Source organism: Coleofasciculus sp. D1-CHI-01 (assembly GCF_040218875.1).
Classification (GTDB): Bacteria; Cyanobacteriota; Cyanobacteriia; order Cyanobacteriales; family Coleofasciculaceae; genus Coleofasciculus.
In genome coordinates this window covers 46217-65305 of sequence record NZ_JAVJQP010000078.1, presented here as the reverse complement: position 1 = coordinate 65305, position 19089 = coordinate 46217, and the positions used below count along the sequence as shown (strand labels likewise).

Here is a 19089-nt window from a genome sequence, read left to right as displayed (position 1 = left end):
GATGCATATTCATAGCCGTCAGCCTTGTGAATGGTTTTTAAATATTTCGGATGCACGTCGAAGCTTTTACCTCCTGTGGTTAACTTGAATCTCGGTCTGAATCGAATATGCTTATGCTGCAAATCGAACCTGACTAGCTCTTGAGAGATAGCGGTAATTGGGCAAAGTTTCCTGATTCGCCTCACCCAAGTTTCAATGTTGGCAATGCGACTTTCAAGAGATGGTGGCAACCATCCGTCTTTACGGGTTCTGTTTAAGAAACGAGGTTTGCGGTAACGGGTTTTACGATTACGTCTTCCTCTTCGCAATGAAGAGCGTGAATCAAGAGCGTCTTTAATTTGCTGCCCTCGGTGAGAGATTTCCAAGGCGTTTGTAACTCGCCCTGTCTCCTCTTGGACAACCGAAATTCCAGTAGTCTTGCTACCCGGGTCGATTTTGATTCTATGAAAATGAGTAACTGAATCTTCAATAACTCTATCCTGTAAAACAATAGTGAATGGATAGCGTTTAAATACTTTAGCCCTTCCTTTGTTCAGTAGTTCTCTTGCCCTGGCAGGGTGGCAGGGGTCAAGAGGTTTCAATTTTTTATCTAGTACGAAAACTCGCATTACTTTGAGACTCTCATGACTGGTAAAGTTTGCCTCGACGAGGTTAAGACTCGGTACTTTCTGAGTAACACTGGCTTTTCCGAATGACCTGTTTAATTACCCAGTTGTAGAGCTTGGAACTGGCACGCATCCCAAGGTACGAACTTTAACTCTTAGTCTTAACGGCTGCTCGGTTCGGCTCCGCTCACGCCCGCGAAGTCGAGGTGAGCCGTCTGGTCAACAGACTTTATTCAAGTCCACACCATACCCGATCAGGGTTGGTGTGCGGTAGTTGACGCTTAGACCCTCGCTTTGCACTTCGACGGTTTGGTTGTAATGTCACAACCGATAGAACCGCGACTTAACACTATACCGTATATCCGACATTCTGTCTTATACCAAGTTAGGGAACGGGGAACACCTCGACCCTTCGACAGGCTCAGGACATCGCTTCGCTCGGTGTGTCATGAGGAATCAAATTAATAACCGGGGTTTGGAAACCAAACCCCTACGGAAATTCAAATGAAACTTGTTAACCTTCTCTTTACGAATGAGGAGTATCCTGCAAGAGACTTCCCATAGTGTAACTGTCTTTGAGGCTTAGTCAAATGGTGTTCCGTCTCGCTTTCATCAATCCAGCTCGTGTAGTGCACTCCGTTTCCGTGCTAGCTCTAGCCATTAGCCTAGTGGCGTGTGGAGGGCAGCAAGAGGCTGACACAGGTGGAGAAACCGATCAAACTGACATGGGTGGGGGTGATGACAAACTCGCCCTCGCTGAATCTGTAGCGCTAACAGGTGCTGGTGCATCGTTCCCCGCCCCGATCTATCAGCGTTGGTTCCAAGAACTCAACAGTCAATATCCCAAACTGCAGGTTAACTATCAATCCGTCGGCAGTGGTGCTGGTGTGGAACAGTTTACTCAAGGTACGGTAGACTTCGGCGCTAGTGATGTGGCAATGAAGGACGAAGAAATCGCGGAAGTCGATAGAGGCGTTCTGATGCTGCCGATGACAGCGGGTAGTATTGTACTGGCATACAACCTAGAAGGCGTAGAAGAACTGAACCTGCCACGGGATGTGTATGTGGATATTCTTCTGGATAATATTACCAACTGGAATGACCCAGCAATTGCAGCGGCGAACGAGGGTGTAGAGTTGCCCGATCAACCGATTACCGTGATTCACCGTTCCGATGGCAGTGGTACCACAGGCGTCTTTACCAAACACCTGAGTGCAATTAGTCCGGAGTGGGAAGAGCAAGTTGGTGAAGGCAAAACCGTCGAGTGGCCCACCGGGGTTGGCGCAAAGGGAAATGAAGGGGTTACAGCTCAGATTCAACAAACCGATGGTGCGATCGGTTATGTTGAATACGGCTACGCCAAGAATAATGACCTTAACTTTGCTGCTTTAGAGAACCAATCGGGTAATTTTGTCACGCCCAGTGATGAATCGGCGTCTAAAACCTTAGAAGCAGTTACATTACCGGAAAATCTGCGGGCATTTATTGCTGATCCTGAAGGCGAGGAATCCTATCCCATTGTTACTTATACTTGGCTTTTGGCTTACCAAGAGTATGATGATCCGGAGACGGCGAAATCCTTAGAAGCAACCATTGAGTATATGTTGACGGAAGGTCAAGAAATTGCGCCAGATTTAGGCTATGTGAAACTGCCGCCCAATGTCAGGGAAAAAGTGGCAGAGGCAGCTGATGTGATTAGCGACGAGTATGACATTGAGGTGAGTGAATAGCCTTACACAAACGGATAGAGATAAGAAAGTTGGGAGTGAAAATTCTTCCACTCAGTCGGGGCGGGTTTAAAAGAAGCAACGATAACCGTGAAACCCGTCCCGCCACACAACCCGTTTTCTGGGAAGATCACCAAGCGTCTTTCCCATCTGCTTCAGTGCTTCAGATCCTAGGTTTGATCGGTTCACTGGTATCCTTGAATTTTCTAATATCGGTTCACTCTATTCAATTATGACTACACAAGCTGAGTCCCATTCAGCAGTCCTGCCCCAACGATCTGTCGGTGAAAAAGCGATAGATCGGGGGTTTGTTTGGCTGGCTCGCATTTTGGCGCTGTCAGTTGCGGGAATTTTAATCTTCATCGCGATCACAGTGGGCATAGAAGCCTTACCAGCGATCCGGGAATTTGGTCTGAATTTTTTGGTCAACAGCGCTTGGAATCCCGTAGAAGATGACTATGGGGCGCTGCCGATGATCTACGGGACACTGGTGAGTTCCGCGATCGCACTGCTGTTTGCTATACCTCTAGGAATTGGCACCGCCGTCTTTTTGAGCGAAAACTTTTTACCCAAACCAGCGCGGCTGACGCTGGTATTTATGGTGGAACTGTTAGCGGCGATTCCCAGTGTGGTCTACGGGCTGTGGGGTATTTATGTTTTGGTACCTTTCCTTTTACCGCTTGAGAACTGGCTAAATGACAACTTCGGCTGGATTCCCCTGTTTAGTACAGAACCTACGCGGGTGGGGATGTTTCCGGCGGGGATTATTTTAACGATTATGATTTTGCCGATTATTACGGCAATTTCTCGCGATTCCCTGGCATCCCTACCTCCGGATCTGCGCCAAGCTTCTCTAGGGTTAGGGGCTACTCGCTGGCAAACTATCTTTCGGGTTTTGATTCCGGCGGCATTTTCGGGCATTGTTGGTGGCATAATGTTAGGGCTAGGTCGAGCCATGGGAGAAACTATGGCAGTCACCTTGCTGATTGGTAATGCCAATCAACTTAATTTTTCTCTACTCGCCCCCGCCAATACGATTGCATCCCTGCTGGCGAATCAATTTGCCGAAGCCTCAGGTTTACAGGTTGCGGCGTTAATGTATGCAGGTTTTGTGCTATTCGTCTTAACTCTAATCGTGAACATTCTGGCGGAGTTGATTGTGCGCCAAGTTAAGAAGTTTTAAGTTCAGTTAAAACTCATGCGCCATGCCCAAAAAGTGAAGTGAAGGATCAAAACCTGAAAATTTTATGTCAGACAATTTCCCAGATCAACAAGCTGAAGGCTTTCCCACTCACAGTTTTACCCGTTCCTACACGAGTGGGCGATCGCTGTTTGGGATCATAATGACTATCCTTGCCGGAGCGTGCCTAGTTATTGCCTTAATCCCGTTGTTTGCGGTGATTATCTATGTGATCATCAAAGGATTTAATCGCCTAAACCTGGACTTATTTACCCAGTTACCCCCAGCAGCAGGTTTATCCGGTGGCGGTGTGGGCAATGCGATTGTCGGTACGTTGATTGTAATCGCAATTGGGGCGCTGATTAGTGTTCCGATTGGTGTTTTAGCTGCCGTTTATCTGTCAGAATTTAGTTCCGGTCCAATTGCTCGCTGGATTCGCTTTGCCACTAACGTCTTAAGTGGTGTCCCTTCAATTATTGCTGGAATATTTGCTTATGGGATGATCGTGGTTGGATCGGCATTTGTCCCCTGTTCAGGTAGTTTTTCCGCATTGGCGGGAGGCGTAGCCCTGGCGGTATTGATGCTACCGATTATCATTAGAACCACCGATGAAGCCCTGCAAATCGTGCCTCAGGATGTGCGCTGGGCGTCTGTGGGTGTGGGAGCTTCGGAATATCAAACGGTATTGAGAGTAGTTCTTCCCGCCGCTTTACCCGCCATCCTAACTGGAACCACCTTGGCAGTTGCTCGCGCCGCTGGCGAAACAGCCCCGCTAATTTTCACGGCTCTATTCACCTTCTTCTGGCCCTCCGGGATATGTGAACCGACTCCCTCGCTAGCCGTGTTAGTTTACAATTTTGCCACCTCGCCTTTTTCGGCTCAGCAAGAATTAGCCTGGGCGGCTTCTTTACTCATGGTGGCTTTGGTCTTACTCACCAGTGTGATTTCTCGTTGGGCAACCCGGAAAAGCATTTATTGAACTATGGATTACCTAATTAATCTATCCATCTCAAAGGGGAGATTGAAATTCAACGTCTAAACATGAAAAACAACTTATTGTATCCAAATGCAACCCAAAATTCAGGGAAAATTATTATGGAATCTAATCAAAAAGTAGCAAGTCCGAATCAAGGACATGAACAATCAACAGAAACGGTTTTACGCACAGAAAACCTAGATATATACTATGGCAAATTTTTAGCGGTTAAGGGGGTATCTATGGAGATTCCCAAAAACCGGATCACAGCTTTTATCGGTCCTTCGGGTTGTGGTAAAAGTACATTAATTCGCTGCTTCAACCGTCTCAACGATTTAATTGATTCATTCCAGATTGAGGGTAAGGTTTACTATCGCCAGAAAGACCTTTATGATAAAAAGGTTGATCCGGTAGAAGTACGGCGACGGATTGGGATGGTGTTTCAAAAACCCAACCCGTTTCCCAAAACAATTTATGACAACATTGCTTATGGTGCTAGGGTAAATAACTATAAAGGTAATCTAGATGAATTAGTGGAAAGTTCCCTTCGCGCTGCCGCCTTATGGGATGAGGTCAAAGATAAGCTGAAAACCAACGGAATGTCCCTATCTGGGGGACAACAGCAGCGGTTATGTATTGCCCGTGCGATCGCTATTAACCCGGATGTGGTATTAATGGACGAACCTTGTGCGTCTCTTGACCCGATTTCCACCCTGAAAGTTGAAGACTTAATGCACGAATTGAAACAAAAGTACAGTATTGTGATTGTGACGCACAATATGCAGCAAGCCACACGGGTTGCTGATATGACCGCCTTCTTCAATGCTAAAGCAACAGAAAAGGGTGGAAAACAGGGGTATTTAGTTGAGTACGACGAAACCGAAAATATCTTTCAAAATCCCAAGGAGGAAGCCACGAAAGACTATGTAAGCGGACGTTTCGGGTGACATCCTCCCACAGCAAATCGGAGATTATGCTGTGGGCTTCTATTCTTAGTTTGTAGTGCGTAGTGTGTAGTTCGTAGTAAGGGCTTTAGCCCTTCTTTGAGATCTATTGCTTTTTAGCCTTAAGAACTCTCTCAATTTGGGGCTGGTGGCGAGCAATCACAACCAAGCGATCGCCCAACATGAGTTGTTCATCTTTGGGTGGGTTAACCAGAGTCTCTCGACGCCCCTTAGTTTGCCGTTCCACAGCAACTAAAATACTATCTAGCTCCTCTTTTAGCCATTGAGCCGCATTCCAGAATGAAATACCATTCCATTGCTGGGGTAGGGAAATTTTATAGATTTGGTTCCCCGTTTGCACAGTGAGCAATTCCGCTAACACATCCACAGAACCCCAATTTCGCACTGAAGTCGCCATTAAATGACTCGCCAATTCATCCGCCACAATCACATCTTCCACTCCCGCTACTCGCAGTTGCACATTATTTTTGCCATCAAGAAGTTGAGCGCAGGTATAGATACCCGGATGGAGTTTTTCAATCGTTAATGCCGCTAAAACAGTTCGTGCATCCCGATCCTGATCACTGCGCGGATGGGTGGCATCTGCCAACAAAATAGCCCGTGAGGTGTGATAAATTCCCACCGCTTCTAGGACATCAATTGTCGTGTAATCCCCGGTATAGAAATAAATTTGGGAACGATTAACATGTTTCAGTTCTCGCTCCGGAGTTTGGATAAATTCAGCAACCACCACAATCGGATGGTGTTTTAAACTGGGATCGGCTTGCAGTTGCTCAATCAGCAGATGTCCACTGCGATTCCAGCCACAGATAACAATATGATCGCGTAGTTCGTCCAATTCCCAGTGTTTAATTTCCATCACTGTTCTCAATCGTTGTACCATGACGGCGGAAACGACACCCGTAAACATGGCAAACATCGTCAAGCCACCCAGGATTACTATGAGTGTAACCAATCGTCCCGCATCGGTTTGGGGTTCACCGCCGATGGGTTCTCCGGATACAAGGGTAAAAAAGCTCCACCAGAGGGAATCCTTCACAGAGGCGAAATCCGGATTGGTAAACCCCTCTAGCAAATGAATCGCGATCGCGCCGACTAAAATAATTAAACCGACAACCAGCAATACGCCAATCTGGACACCAATACTCGTGGCTAAGGTAGAGCCAAGACGGTTTAAATTCTGATTGAGTAGGATTCCCACTCGCAATAGTCGTAGGAGGCGCAATACCCGCAACAGGCGAAATGCTCGCAATAGGGGCAATACGGCAATAATATCTAACCAATAGTGGCGGAAGAAACGGCGTTTTTTATGAGCAGAAAAATAGCGAATTGTCAACTCGATAATAAAGATGCCGGTGAGTAGTTCTTGAGTAAGATAGACAAGTTTATAGGGTTGCTCTTTACTGTCAAGCGTGACTTCGGCAATCACCAGGATCACAGAAAGCAGAATGAGAACGATTAGCGCCAGTTCAGTTTGGGGGGCATGGATAAAGCGATCCAAACGGGCTTGTAGGGTTTTGTTGGGCATGTTGAGGTATGAGAATCTCTCTTGACTTTAGAGACATTTATCTATACTGAACAATAACGCTTAAAAGGTCTTGTTCTATGGCGGTCAAAAACTCCGAAACCCATACATTTAAACAGTCCCAGGCGATGTCCAACCTACCGCCCCGAGAAAATGGCGATCGCTTAACCCGAAAAGAATTTGAGCGACGCTATCAAGCAACGACAACGATCAAGAAAGCGGAACTAAAACCCTTGATATACCGTAGGGTGGGCATTGCCCACCAGCATACCAGTCAGTGCCATTGAGCCTAAGTCGAATGGCACTGACTTAAGCTGGGTTCGTAGTAGGCACTTTAGTGCCAGAAGCGCTAAAGCGCTTACTACAAACTCTAAAGTCAGTGGCATTTAGCCTAAGTCTGCTGTTGGTGATGAGCAATTACAGCAGTTTGCTCTGCTATGCGGTACATTGTCGATCCCCCTAAATCCCCCTTAAAAAGGGGGACTTTGATCTACTGACTGTACTTCATGACAGCGCGAAGCGCTGTAATATATCACCTCCGCCTTCAACGGAAAAGTGTAAAATATCTGCCAGTGTAGCATCAGGAACATTAGCCATTAGCTCAATAATCTTAACACTTGCACTGTTTCTACTGAACTCACTCGTCCTGTAGCTTCGTACCGGTTTTTTGTTTATTGCGATAATCTCCATTGCAATTTCACGGATTATTTCAATGCATGACAGCTTATATGGAACTTTGGACAAAATTGTTACACGACATATAGTGAAATGCTTTTCAAGCGAGTATGACCCTAGATGTAGTGCTTATAAGCCTTTTGTCCAAAGTCCCAATTTATGTCTGACTACTCATCCTCCATCCGCTATCCTGGAATGAAATTCAGGATTAAGCAATGGTCACGTCGCCGGACAAGTAAACATCCTGAATCGTGTGGAACAGCTTAACGCCTTCCTCAAAAGGTCGCTGAAATGTCTTGCGTCCAGAAATCAATCCACAACCGCCAGCCCGTTTATTAATCACAGCAGTGCGAACAGCTTGGGCAAAATCATTTTTCCCTGATGAACCGCCAGAATTAATTAAACCGGCACGACCTGCATAGCAATTGAGAACTTGATAACGAGTTAAATCAATGGGGTGATCACTGGTGAGTTCCGTATAAACGCGATCATCCGTTCTGCCATATTTCTCACCCGTGGCTTTAGCCACCGCACCATAGCCATTATTGCATTCAGGCTGCTTCTGCTTAATAATATCGGCTTCAATGGTAACGCCAAGATGATTGGCTTGACCCGTGAGGTCAGCCGAAAGATGATAATCTTTATCTTGCTTAAACACGCTATGGCGTAAATAGCACCACAGGATTGTTGCCATCCCCAACTCGTGGGCGCGGGCGAAGGCTTTACTCACTTCCTCGATTTGGCGACTCGATTCTTCGGACCCAAAGTAAATCGTCGCACCGACAGCCACAGCGCCTAAGTTCCAGGCTTGCTCGACGTTGGCGAACATAAGCTGATCATATCGATTCGGATACGTCAGCGTTTCATTGTGGTTCAGTTTAGCAATGAAGGGGATGCGGTGGGCATATTTGCGAGACACCATGCCCAAAACCCCTAACGTCGTAGCAACCGCATTACAACCGCCTTCCAAAGCAAGTTTGACAATGTTTTCCGGGTCAAAGTAGACCGGGTTCGGGGCAAAAGAGGCGGCGGCGGAATGCTCAATCCCTTGGTCTACGGGTAGGATAGACAGATAACCCGTATTGGCAAGGCGTCCGCTTGAGTAGATCTGCTGAAGACTACGCAACACTGGGGCAGGGCGATCGCTATTGGCAAAAATCCGTTCCACCCAGTCCGGACCAGGTAAATGCAACAGACCTTTATCCACTTTAGCGTTGTACGTCAATAGATTGTCTGCCTCTTCACCTAACCAGGATTCTATCGATTGAGGTGCTGTTAAAGTAGCCGTCATATTGTTTTCCTCAAAGTGTTGTCACTTGTTTTTCAATTTTGACAGTCTTTGGGGGTGATCTCTGTCCCCATAACGATAGAGTTCCCCCTGGAGTCAGTGGCAGTTGCGGTTATCGATGTTCTCAATGGGGACAGAAGCGGATAAACGATGCCCTGTATCACTATTCAGAAAGACATCCTGGGATGTTGAGCGACTTTGGCTTAAACTAATGCCCAAACCTTGATTATTAAACAGACGATTCATCTGGATTAAATTATCAATTGCCTCCGCCATTCCCCCTGGAACAGTTTCCACCGTCGTAATTTGAATACCATTGGCTCCATTATCGTGAATTGTGTTATTTAAAATTTGGGTGTTAGTAATGGAGGCATTAAAGCCAGCTTCATCACCTCTTGCTTCTAACCGAATTCCATTATGACCATTATTCGCGATCGCATTCCCGGTGATCCGCGTTCCCCGAATCAAAACATCCATCAGCGGCAATACAGTATCAGGGGTATAAATATTAGAAAATATGGCAATTCCATCACCGCCATTGGCGATATTACTGCCACTGGGATTGATCCCAATATAATTGTTTTCAATCCGGTTATCCCAGGGCTGTGTCCCAAATCCTCGGTAGATATGAATTCCGTGGCGACGGTTCCGGTATAATCCGTACCAATATAATTACATTCCACTAAATTATTGCTGGCATAATTGGAAATCCAGAGATTTGTCGTATGGCTTCCGGCGATGACGTTGCCTCTAATTGTATGGTTTTGGGCAGGATATCGGGAATCTAAAGCGGCAAAATTGCCATCCCCTATCACTACACCATGACCGCGTTTCTCCGTGGTATTCCCTAATACATTTTTACCTGTGTAATCTGTGCCAATAAAATTATTAACAATAGTATTGCCTTGCTGATCGGCATTAGCATCGCCGTTGACGAGAACACCCAAGAATGTATTCCCGGAAATGACATTGTTTTTAATGATAGTATTATTGGGATTCGTTGTGTTTCCGGCTTTAATCACCACACCTCTGTTATTACCAAGGGCGACTGTACCCGTAACATCTGTACCAATATAATTGCTATCAATAATAATTTGGCTGGAGTTATTTAATATTTCGATACCAGCGCGTTGAAACTGATTAATTACCAGTCCTCTGATCACTACCTGATCCGCATCAATCGCAATACCACTTACTTTACCCGCCGCCGCACCATTTAACTCAATAACTGGACGGCTAATTGTTATTGTTTGGGCTGGAAGCGGAACGCCCATTGGGTTGGGACAAGTTAGGGAATGGGTTGCAATCGTTTGGAAACCGGGTTGAGATGTGCCATCAATAACCACCGCCTCTGTTAGAGTTGGTAATGGCGAAGTAGGGATAATGCTGGGTTGAGCCGATTGAATATTAAACGCGATCGCATCAATAATAGGATGGGGAGAACCTGTCCGGCAATCGCCATTTGTGGTATCCCTATTCGTATTGGCGTTATTAATCGCTTCGCGCAGCGTACAATTGCCATCACCAGCATTGATATCGTCGGCAGTGGTATTAACTACAATAGCAGCAGTTTGTGCCGAAGCACTATCCATGAGTAGCGAGAACCCGCTAGCCCATAAACCGATAGATGCTATAGCTTTTGTGCGCGTAGACATAATAAGTTTTTCAGCGTAGCGCTACCCCAAAAATAATTGTTCATGCCGTTGATGCTGTTCGTCAATTATAATACGAACTTACGCAATTTAATGCATTTTTTCTCTGTTCTCTGTTCCCTTATTCCCTCCCCTTGGTAAAGGGAGGGTTAGGGAGTGGTTTTTCTCAAGGTATGGGGGATTTTTCAGCTTACGTTGACGCGGAAAGAGGTTTTCCGCAACTGTTCCACCTAACTAATAATTCGCTTAAACAATGACAACTTGCCGTTATAAGGTGGATACCGCCAATTTAAATCGAACCAAAATCCTTTTTTCAATACACTCTTAAAGTGAGAAAATGTATCAAAACTAGCTTTACCGTGATAGTTGCCCATTCCACTATCCCCAACACCACCAAAGGGTAAAGTTGTCACTCCAACTTGCATTACCGTGTCATTGATACAAACACCACCGGATGAGGTTTGCTGCAAAACTTGTTGCTGTTTCTGTTTATCTTTGGAAAATAGGTAGAGGGCTAAGGGTTTAGGTCGAGCATTAATCTGCGCGATCGCATCATTCAAGTCTTGATACTCTAACACAGGCAAAATCGGACCAAAGATTTCCTCTTCCATGATCGGCGAATCCCAAGAAACCCCATCAATCACAGTGGGGGCGATATACTTATCTTCTGGTCGAGTTTGTCCGCCAGTGACAATTTTTCCATCCTTCAACAGAGGAACCAGCCGATCAAAATGTCGGTGACTTATAATTCGGGCATAGTCCGGACTTTTCTCCGGCTCCTGACCATAAAAATCTGCAACACATTTTTGCATTTCTGTCAATAGATCAGACTTAATTCGCCGATCAACTAATAGGTAATCTGGGGCGATACAGGTTTGTCCCGCATTCAGGTATTTTCCCCAAGTAATCCGTTTCGCCGTGTCTTTGAGATCCGTATCTGCATCGACAATACAGGGACTTTTACCGCCCAACTCTAACGTCACAGGCGTTAGATGTTTCGCGGCGGCTTCCATGACAATTTTGCCGATCGCGGTTCCCCCGGTAAAAAAGATATGGTCGAATTTTTCAGCCAGAAGTGCTTTACTGGTATCAGCGTCTCCTTCGACAATCGCGATATAAGCCGGATCAAAGGTTTTTTGGATTAGATTGGCGATCGCACTTGAGGTATGAGTGGAAATTTCTGAGGGTTTGAGTACCGCACAGTTTCCGGCGGCGATCGCGCCGACTAAGGGAGAAATCAATAACTGGAAGGGATAATTCCAAGGAGAGATAATCAGCACCACACCCAAGGGTTCAGGATAAATCTTCCCCGAGGCGGGGAATTGTTCTAATCCCACAGCCACCTTTTTCGGTTTAACCCAGGATTTGAGGTGCTTGATAGCGTAATTAATTTCCCCAATCGCCGCGATTTCAAAATAGGCTTCAAACTCCGGGCGCCCTAAATCAGCTTTAACCGCGTTGATAATCGCCTCTTGATCATCAACAACGGCTTGTTTAAGTCGTTTTAGCTGTTCGATGCGCCACTTGACATCCTTGGTTTTCCCTGTGGCGAAAAAATCCCGTTGTTTGCGGATAATATCAGTAACTGGTACTTGGGTAAGCATTCTGGCGTCCTTTCCGGCTGCAACTTATACTTATTGTGATAGCGTACTTTAACCTTGACTGAATCACTGTTGAAACGGATTATTGGCTTAACTGGAGGGATTGGTACAGGTAAAACCACGGTTTCTAATTATCTTGCCGATACCTATCAGCTGCCGATTTTAGATGCGGATAGCTACGCCAGAGACGCCGTGCAGCCTGGTTCCCCGGTTTTGAACCGGATTATTACCCGCTACGGTTCTGATGTAAAATTAGCCGATCGCACACTAAACCGCAAACGCTTAGGAGAGATCGTTTTCCCGAACCCAAAGGAACGCCAGTGGTTAGAACAACAAATCCATCCTTATGTGCGCGATCGCATTGAGTCTCAACTCAATATCCTAGAGTCTCCCACGGTGGTTTTAGTGATACCCTTATTGTTTGAAGCCAATATGACAGACTTAGTGACCGAAATCTGGGTTGTCAGTTGTCCCCAAGAACAGCAAATCCAGCGAATTCAAGAACGCGATCGCCTCTCACTCGAACAAGCTCAATCCCGTCTCAACAGTCAGCTTCCCCTCGCCGAAAAAGTGGCGCGTGCTGATGTGGTTTTAGATAATTCCTCCACTCGCGACTCTTTACTTCAACAAGTTGATCGGGCTTTGGTTAGAACGAAATAAACAAAAAATAAAATAGTAGTTTCATCCCCCGGTTGAAACGCAGGGGAGCCTGCACCATCGCTATTCTGTAAAGGTTACATCTTTGACTTCACCCATCTCTCCCAATGGTTTCGCTGTTTTTTGATTTAACGATACCCATACCGCCCCCGCGTTTCCAGATCGGATCGTTAATTCATTGTTAGCGTTCCAACTTTTGGGAGAATCGTTCTCCGTTAAAATTCCCTCAAACTCAGTTTTACCATCAACGCTAACCCGCACCCAGGATTCCCCTTTCACTTCTACTGTCACTTGAACCGGAAAATTGGGATCAGAGACAGTCGGCGCAGGCGTTGAGGTGACAGCGGGTTGGTTGGGATTAAGCTGTTGCTCAATTGTCCCAGAATCTTGAGCAGGTATAGAGGGTTGGGGTTTGAAGACTTGGTTAAGCAGATACACCAATCCACCGATCGCGACGATTCCACCAATACCAATGTATAGCAGAAAAGGTTGACGGTAGAGCCGATCAGATTGACGCGATCGCGAAATCGGAGTGGACTCAGAATTTTCGGCTTGAGAGTCAGCAGAATCAGAGGGTTGCGGTACCACCTCGGTGGCAAAGCTTTGGAGTAACCTTGTGCTGTCTAAATTCAGTGTTTCGGCATACCGCCGAATAAACCCTTGAACAAAGACAGGTTCAGGCAACTCCTCACACCGTCCAGCCTCTAGCGCTTTCAAAGAGCGCAAGGAGATAAAGGTTTTGAGAGCAATTTCCTCAATCGATTTCTCCTGCTCTTCTCTACAGTGTCGTAAATAGGTTCCTATATTTTTCAGTTGCTCTTCTTGAGCCGTAGTTAAATGGTTCACCTGATCCGCCTATCAAGGATTACACATTTATCGCGAATAGCGCTCCCAGTATATCACCTGTCCGTTGTCCATTGTCTATTGTTAAGGACAAAGAACAACAGACAACAGGCAAGTGACTCAAACAACGCTACTGACTACCTCCCACGACAACATTGCGAATTCGTAAAGAAGGACCACCACACCCTACAGGTAAGCCACTCTGTCCGCCTTTTCCACAACCGCCTGACTCATCCCAGTAGAAGTCATTACCGATCGCTTCGATGTCGCCTAAGGTTTTAAACACATTGCCAGATAGGGTAACATCCCGCACGGGTTCAGCAATCTGTCCCTCGCGAATCATCCAAGCTTCACCCGCGCTAAAGGTGAACATCTCCCCATTAGTCATACCCCCTAACCAGTTGCGGGCATAAACCCCTTCGCGAATTCCTCGGACTAAATCCTTAACCGGGGTTTTGCCCGGTTCAATCCAGGTATTGGTCATGCGGACAATAGGTGGATAGTGGTAGTTTAGACAACGGGCATTGCCAGTGGGAGCTTCGCCTAACTTACCTGCCGTTTCACGAGAATGCAGACGCCCCACTAAAATGCCATCTTTAATCAGTTGAGTCGTTGTTGCAGGTGTTCCTTCATCATCGTAGCAATAGCTACCGCGATGTCCCTCTGGGGCAGCACCGTCGAAGATTTGCAAATCCGGTGAACCAAAGCGACGCCCTTTGCTCATGACTTCCAACAGATCGGGGTTTTCATACGCCATATCCGCTTCTGAAAGATGTCCGAAGGCTTCATGAACAAATAAACCGGAGAGAATAGGATCAATAACCACCGTGTAAACTCCTCCCCGAACGGGTGACAGAGACAAAGCATTAACTGCCCGTTCCGCCGCCCCCTGTACTTGCCTGTCAAGATCCGTGAGATCTTCGTAACCATTGCGAGATCCGGTGGTTTCTCGTCCCGTCTGCACAATCTCATCCTTTCGGGCGGTAGCCGAGAAACGCATTTCTAGATCTGCCCAAGATTGCTCAATTAGAGTGCCTTCGGAGGTGGCGATAATGATCCGTTGATGGCTGTCCCCGTAGCGGACAGAGGTGGTTGTAATCCGGGGATCAAAACGTTTGAGCAATTGGTTGTAGCGATCGCACAGCGCTTTCTTCTCGGTTAGAGGAATCATCCGGGGATCAGTCCCAGTTAGGGGGAGTTGGCAAGTATCTTGCACGATCGAAATCGGGGCAAGTAGGGTTTCTCCATCCCCGACAATTCGGGCGGCGCTGATTGCTTCTTCCAGTCGCTCCTTCAGGCTAGAGAGTTGATTGAAACTGGCAAAGCCCCAACCGCCCTTATAACAGGCTCGTACCTGTCCACCAATAGCAAGCCCCTCACTCAAGGTTTCTACCTTATTGCCCCGCACGATAATGCTGGTTCCTTCAGATTCTTCTAAGCGAATCGCTAAGTAATCCACGCGAGAGCGATAGCGAGCGATCAGGTCTGCAATTAAATTTTGAGTATCCGCGAGTACAGTAGGCATGGTCTAGGGAACTAGCAAGATAGAACTGCTTCTATTGTGCAATGACTCTAGCCTTGGCTGCTACGGTTGTTCTCCAATCCGCCGTTGATACTCTTGCTCTGTGATTAAATCTTGGGTACTCTCCACCCGGTCTAGAAACACAAGACCATTGAGATGATCATATTCATGCTGAACAATTCTTGCCACAAAATCGGTTAACTGTTGTCGCTGCGTCTTACCCTGTTGATTGGTGTACTCTACCTCAATCGCCTGATACCTCGGCACTAACCCGCGAATACCGGGAATACTTAAGCAACCTTCCCAGCCTTTGACCACCTCATCTGAGTGAGCCACAATCTGTGGATTGATCATCGCTGTCGGTTCCATGGTGGGGGCATTCGGATAGCGGGGATTGGGACGAGACGCTACGATAAACAAACGGCAGGATTGAGAAACTTGGGGAGCAGCGATTCCTACCCCGTTAGCAGCTACAGCCTTTGCCTTGAGAGCCTCAATCAGCTTGTGTATCGATTCATCTTGAACATTATCGATGGGTTGCGCTAGCTGGCGTAAGATAGGGTTGCCTAACTGAGCGATTTCTAGGGATTGGGTCATAACAGGGTGAAATTAAACTGGACAGTTACTATTTATTGGTGTACTTTACTCAATACTAAATCGCTATATATATAGATAGACGTGTGCCGGAATATCTCGCCAATTGATCGAATGAGGAGAACAAGCAACAATTACCGACAATAGAGGAATGCCCGTGGAAATGTCCCCCGAACAGCTCTGGATAAAGGTATTGGAGCGTCTACAACTCCAACTCAGCCGACCCACGTTTGAAACCTGGCTCAAGGGAACAACCGCTCAGCAGCTCGACCAGAATTGCTTAGTGGTTTGTACTCCCAATCCCTTTGCCAGGAATTGGTTGCAAAAGTATTACATCAAAACAATCACTGATGTGGTGCAGGAGATCCTGGGACAATCGGTGGACATTTACCTTACCGTGATCACTGACGACGACAACGCCACAATCAGCGATACAGGTATTTCCTGGTCGGTTCCGGTTGCGGCTAACCCCGATGCAGAACGTCCATCTCATCAACTCCCTAAACCCACAGAGTTAAATCAGAAGTACGTGTTTTCTCGCTTCGTGGTTGGTTCAAATAATCGCATGGCTCATGCGGCGGCTTTGGCTGTAGCCGAATCACCAGGGCGGGAGTTTAATCCCCTGTTTTTGTGTGGGGGCGTTGGTTTGGGGAAAACTCACTTAATGCAAGCGATCGCGCATTTTCGGTGGGAGAATTCTCCGAGTTCTAAGATCTTCTATGTGTCTACTGAACATTTTACCAATGACCTAATTGCCGCCATCCGCAAAGATAGTATGCAAAGTTTTCGGGAACACTATCGAGCGGCTGAGGTGCTGTTGATTGATGATATTCAGTTTATCGAAGGAAAAGAATATACTCAGGAAGAATTTTTTCATACGTTCAATACCTTACACGAAGCGGGTAAACAAATCGTCTTAGCATCCGATCGCCCGCCGCATCAGATTAGCCGCTTGCAAGAACGGCTATGTTCTCGCTTTTCGATGGGGTTAATCGCCGATATTCAGCCGCCTGACTTGGAAACCCGGATGGCAATTTTGCAAAAAAAGGCAGAGTATGAGAACATCCGGTTGCCGCGATCAGTGGTCGAGTATATTGCGACTCAATATAAATCGAATATTCGCGAACTAGAAGGGGCATTAATTCGAGTCGTCGCCTACATCTCGATTTCGGGAGTACCGATGAGTGTCGAGAACATTGCACCAATTTTGAATCCGCGAACCCCAACCATACAAGCTGCTCCGGAGATCATTGTGACAACCGTCGCTGATGCCTTTAATGTCTCGGTAGAAGACTTGAAAGGGAACTCACGCCGCCGAGAAATTAGTTGGTCTAGGCAAATTGCTATGTATCTGATGCGGCAGCATACTGACTTGAGCTTACCCCGAATTGGTGAAGAATTTGGCGGCAAGGACCATACCACGGTTATGTATAGCTGCGACAAGATTACTCAATTACGAGAACGCGATCCCAGCGTGGCACAGAAACTGAGTCAATTGAGCGATCGCATTAATTTGGCAAGTCAAACTCAAAGCCAAGCTTAAAGGGAACAGGGAACGGGGAACAGGGAACGGGGAACAGGAAACTGTGCAGGTAGAGTGTAGGGTGTAGGGGCGGGTTAGACAGATAACATTTTGATCCGTCCTTGGCAGAGAAAAAATTAAATTAGAGCTTATCCGAGAAGTATTGGGTATGGGATGAGTATAAATACACGGTGGAAAAATTTCCGCAATTTTCCACAACCTTTTCCACAAGGACTCCGTTCCTAAAACACGAAGAATTCAGGAATTGGCAATCATCTGAGTCTAGTTTTTCCACAGTTTCCCCAAGGTCTGAATTCCATGCTAGAGTTGCCTCTGGATAGATGAGAGAGCCACGATTGTGCCTCATGTAGAGTCCAACTCAAATCTCGCTGACTTTCCTTGACGAGAATTCTAGCTGTGCCAAACATTGACGATTCCTTCTATGAAACTAACTTGTACCCAAAGTGAACTCAATACCAATCTTTCTCTCGTAAATCGGGCGGTTCCCTCACGTCCCACCCATCCGGTATTGGGTAATGTGTTACTCCAAGCCGATGCGAAAAATCAGCGAGTAAGTTTAACCGCCTTCGACTTGAGTCTAGGTCTGCAAACCAGTTTCAACGCCAACGTCGAAGCGGATGGTGCGATCGCGATTCCGGCTAAACTGTTCAATGACATTGTTTCCCGTTTGCCAGAGGGAGACATTACTCTCGATGACTCCCTATCCGAAACGGAGAGTGATGCACACACCGAAAGCCTATCGATCACCTTAACCTCGACATCCGGACAATACAAAATGCGAGGAATGAACTCAGAGGACTTTCCCGAACTCCCCCAAATCGAAGATGGAATGGTGGTTAAACTCCCGGTTGAAGCCTTAATTGAAGGATTGGGCGGATCATTATTTGCCACCAGTGCAGATGAAACCAAGCAGGTGCTGACCGGAGTGCATCTGATGGTTCAAGAAGATAGTCTGGAATTTGCCGCGACTGATGGTCACCGACTAGCGGTTGTGGAAACTCTTAACGCTAAACCAACCAGTGAGGAGGATGAAGACCAACCCTCTGACGAAACCCAACCTGGAGAAGAGACTCCCTCGTCCTTTGAGTTAACTGTACCCGCTAGAACCTTACGGGAACTTGAACGGATGTTAGGACTCTCTGAATCCAGTGATACTGTCGCCTTGCAGTTTGAGGTAGGTCAAATTATCTTCCAAGGCGGTAATCATCGCTTGACCAGTCGGACATTAGAGGGACAATATCCGGCTTACCGCCAACTCATCCCCGGTCAGTTTCAGCGCCAGGTGGCTATTCCTCGGCGTCAATTACTGAGTGCGGTTGAACGAATTGCAGTCTTGGCTGATCAGAAAAATAATATCGTCAAGTTTGATATTGATGCCCAGGCGCAAACCATTGATCTGACCGTGGAAACTCAAGATGTTGGCAGTGCCAGAGAGTCCCTATCAGCACAAGTTACGGGTGAAAGTATCGAGATTGCCTTTAATGTGAAGTACTTAATCGACGGCTTAAAGGCGCTGTCTACGTCAGATATTCAGCTCCAAATGAATGCGGCGAATACTCCAGTGATTCTCACACCTCTGGGTGGCTTGAAAATGACCTACCTGATTATGCCTGTGCAAATCCGGGATTGAGGTTTTTGTCTAGGGTTCATGGTTCATGGTTCATAGTTCATTGGTTCTTACATTTGTAGCTGCCATGGACAATGAACGATGAGCCTGGTATATGGCAAACTCTTTC

At 46.7% G+C, this 19089-nt stretch carries 14 protein-coding genes and 3 pseudogenes; 8 read left to right on the top strand and 9 right to left on the bottom strand.

All coding sequences use genetic code 11. From position 1 onward, the window contains the following. Positions 1–116: 116 nt before the first annotated feature. Positions 117–608: pseudogene (gene iscB, locus RIB93_RS14530) on the bottom strand (RNA-guided endonuclease IscB); the annotation flags it as partial. A gap of 587 nt (positions 609–1195) precedes the next feature. Between iscB and pstS the strand changes: the two are divergent. From pstS to pstB, 4 genes are all read left to right on the top strand, one after another. Continuing rightward, positions 1196–2335 carry a phosphate ABC transporter substrate-binding protein PstS gene (gene pstS, locus RIB93_RS14525; protein WP_446373461.1) on the top strand — a complete coding sequence of 380 codons (1140 nt, stop codon included), beginning with the start codon at positions 1196–1198 and terminating at the stop codon, positions 2333–2335. 229 nt (positions 2336–2564) lie between these two features. Beyond that, complete coding sequence (gene pstC / locus RIB93_RS14520; protein ID WP_446373460.1) at positions 2565–3515, top strand: phosphate ABC transporter permease subunit PstC; 951 nt, start codon at positions 2565–2567, stop codon at positions 3513–3515. 64 nt (positions 3516–3579) lie between these two features. Further along, on the top strand, positions 3580–4491 hold the full coding sequence (pstA, locus tag RIB93_RS14515; protein WP_446373459.1) for a phosphate ABC transporter permease PstA: 912 nt from the start codon (positions 3580–3582) through the stop codon (positions 4489–4491). A gap of 116 nt (positions 4492–4607) precedes the next feature. Further along, positions 4608–5435, top strand: coding sequence for a phosphate ABC transporter ATP-binding protein PstB (gene pstB, locus RIB93_RS14510; RefSeq protein ID WP_446373458.1), 828 nt, complete (start codon positions 4608–4610; stop codon positions 5433–5435). A gap of 103 nt (positions 5436–5538) precedes the next feature. Here the strand turns inward: pstB and RIB93_RS14505 are convergent, their stop codons facing one another. Next, complete coding sequence (locus RIB93_RS14505; protein ID WP_446373457.1) at positions 5539–6981, bottom strand: ion transporter; 1443 nt, start codon at positions 6979–6981, stop codon at positions 5539–5541. 125 nt (positions 6982–7106) lie between these two features. On the opposite strand from RIB93_RS14505, the pseudogene RIB93_RS14500 reads away from it, so the two are divergent. Then, positions 7107–7205 (top strand): annotated as a pseudogene (locus RIB93_RS14500) (Uma2 family endonuclease); the annotation flags it as partial. Positions 7206–7861: 656 nt separating this feature from the next. Here the strand turns inward: RIB93_RS14500 and RIB93_RS14495 are convergent. The 4 genes and pseudogenes from RIB93_RS14495 to RIB93_RS14480 form a co-directional block, all read right to left on the bottom strand. Beyond that, on the bottom strand, positions 7862–8944 hold the full coding sequence (locus tag RIB93_RS14495) for a class I fructose-bisphosphate aldolase (protein ID WP_446373456.1): 1083 nt from the start codon (positions 8942–8944) through the stop codon (positions 7862–7864). Between the two features lie 93 nt (positions 8945–9037). Further along, positions 9038–9568 (bottom strand): hypothetical protein, encoded by a 531-nt coding sequence (locus RIB93_RS14490; RefSeq protein WP_446373478.1) that lies wholly within the window; start codon positions 9566–9568, stop codon positions 9038–9040. A gap of 866 nt (positions 9569–10434) precedes the next feature. Next, a pseudogene (locus RIB93_RS14485) lies at positions 10435–10533 on the bottom strand (CSLREA domain-containing protein); the annotation flags it as partial. Positions 10534–10823: 290 nt separating this feature from the next. After that, a complete protein-coding gene (locus RIB93_RS14480) occupies positions 10824–12197 on the bottom strand; it encodes an aldehyde dehydrogenase (RefSeq protein WP_446373455.1) in 1374 nt (457 codons plus the stop codon). A gap of 66 nt (positions 12198–12263) precedes the next feature. On the opposite strand from RIB93_RS14480, the gene coaE reads away from it, so the two are divergent. Further along, entirely contained in the window at positions 12264–12854 is a 591-nt protein-coding gene (gene coaE, locus RIB93_RS14475; RefSeq protein ID WP_446373477.1) for a dephospho-CoA kinase, read from the top strand. A gap of 60 nt (positions 12855–12914) precedes the next feature. Here the strand turns inward: coaE and RIB93_RS14470 are convergent, their stop codons facing one another. From RIB93_RS14470 to def, 3 genes are all read right to left on the bottom strand, one after another. Further along, the gene (locus RIB93_RS14470) at positions 12915–13697 is read right to left on the bottom strand and encodes a helix-turn-helix domain-containing protein (protein ID WP_446373454.1); all 783 of its coding nucleotides are present in this window, start codon (positions 13695–13697) and stop codon (positions 12915–12917) included. A 127-nt stretch (positions 13698–13824) separates the two neighbouring features. Then, positions 13825–15219, bottom strand: a complete 1395-nt coding sequence (locus tag RIB93_RS14465; RefSeq protein WP_446373453.1) for a TldD/PmbA family protein — start codon at positions 15217–15219, stop codon at positions 13825–13827. A 60-nt stretch (positions 15220–15279) separates the two neighbouring features. After that, positions 15280–15813: a peptide deformylase gene (gene def, locus RIB93_RS14460; RefSeq protein WP_446373452.1), complete on the bottom strand. Its 534-nt coding sequence runs from the start codon at positions 15811–15813 to the stop codon at positions 15280–15282. A 154-nt stretch (positions 15814–15967) separates the two neighbouring features. On the opposite strand from def, the gene dnaA reads away from it, so the two are divergent. Both dnaA and dnaN read left to right on the top strand, forming a co-directional pair. Then, on the top strand, positions 15968–17353 hold the full coding sequence (gene dnaA, locus RIB93_RS14455) for a chromosomal replication initiator protein DnaA (RefSeq protein ID WP_446373451.1): 1386 nt from the start codon (positions 15968–15970) through the stop codon (positions 17351–17353). Between the two features lie 421 nt (positions 17354–17774). Further along, the gene (dnaN, locus tag RIB93_RS14450; RefSeq protein WP_446373450.1) at positions 17775–18983 is read left to right on the top strand and encodes a DNA polymerase III subunit beta; all 1209 of its coding nucleotides are present in this window, start codon (positions 17775–17777) and stop codon (positions 18981–18983) included. The last annotated feature ends 106 nt before the right edge of the window (positions 18984–19089 follow it).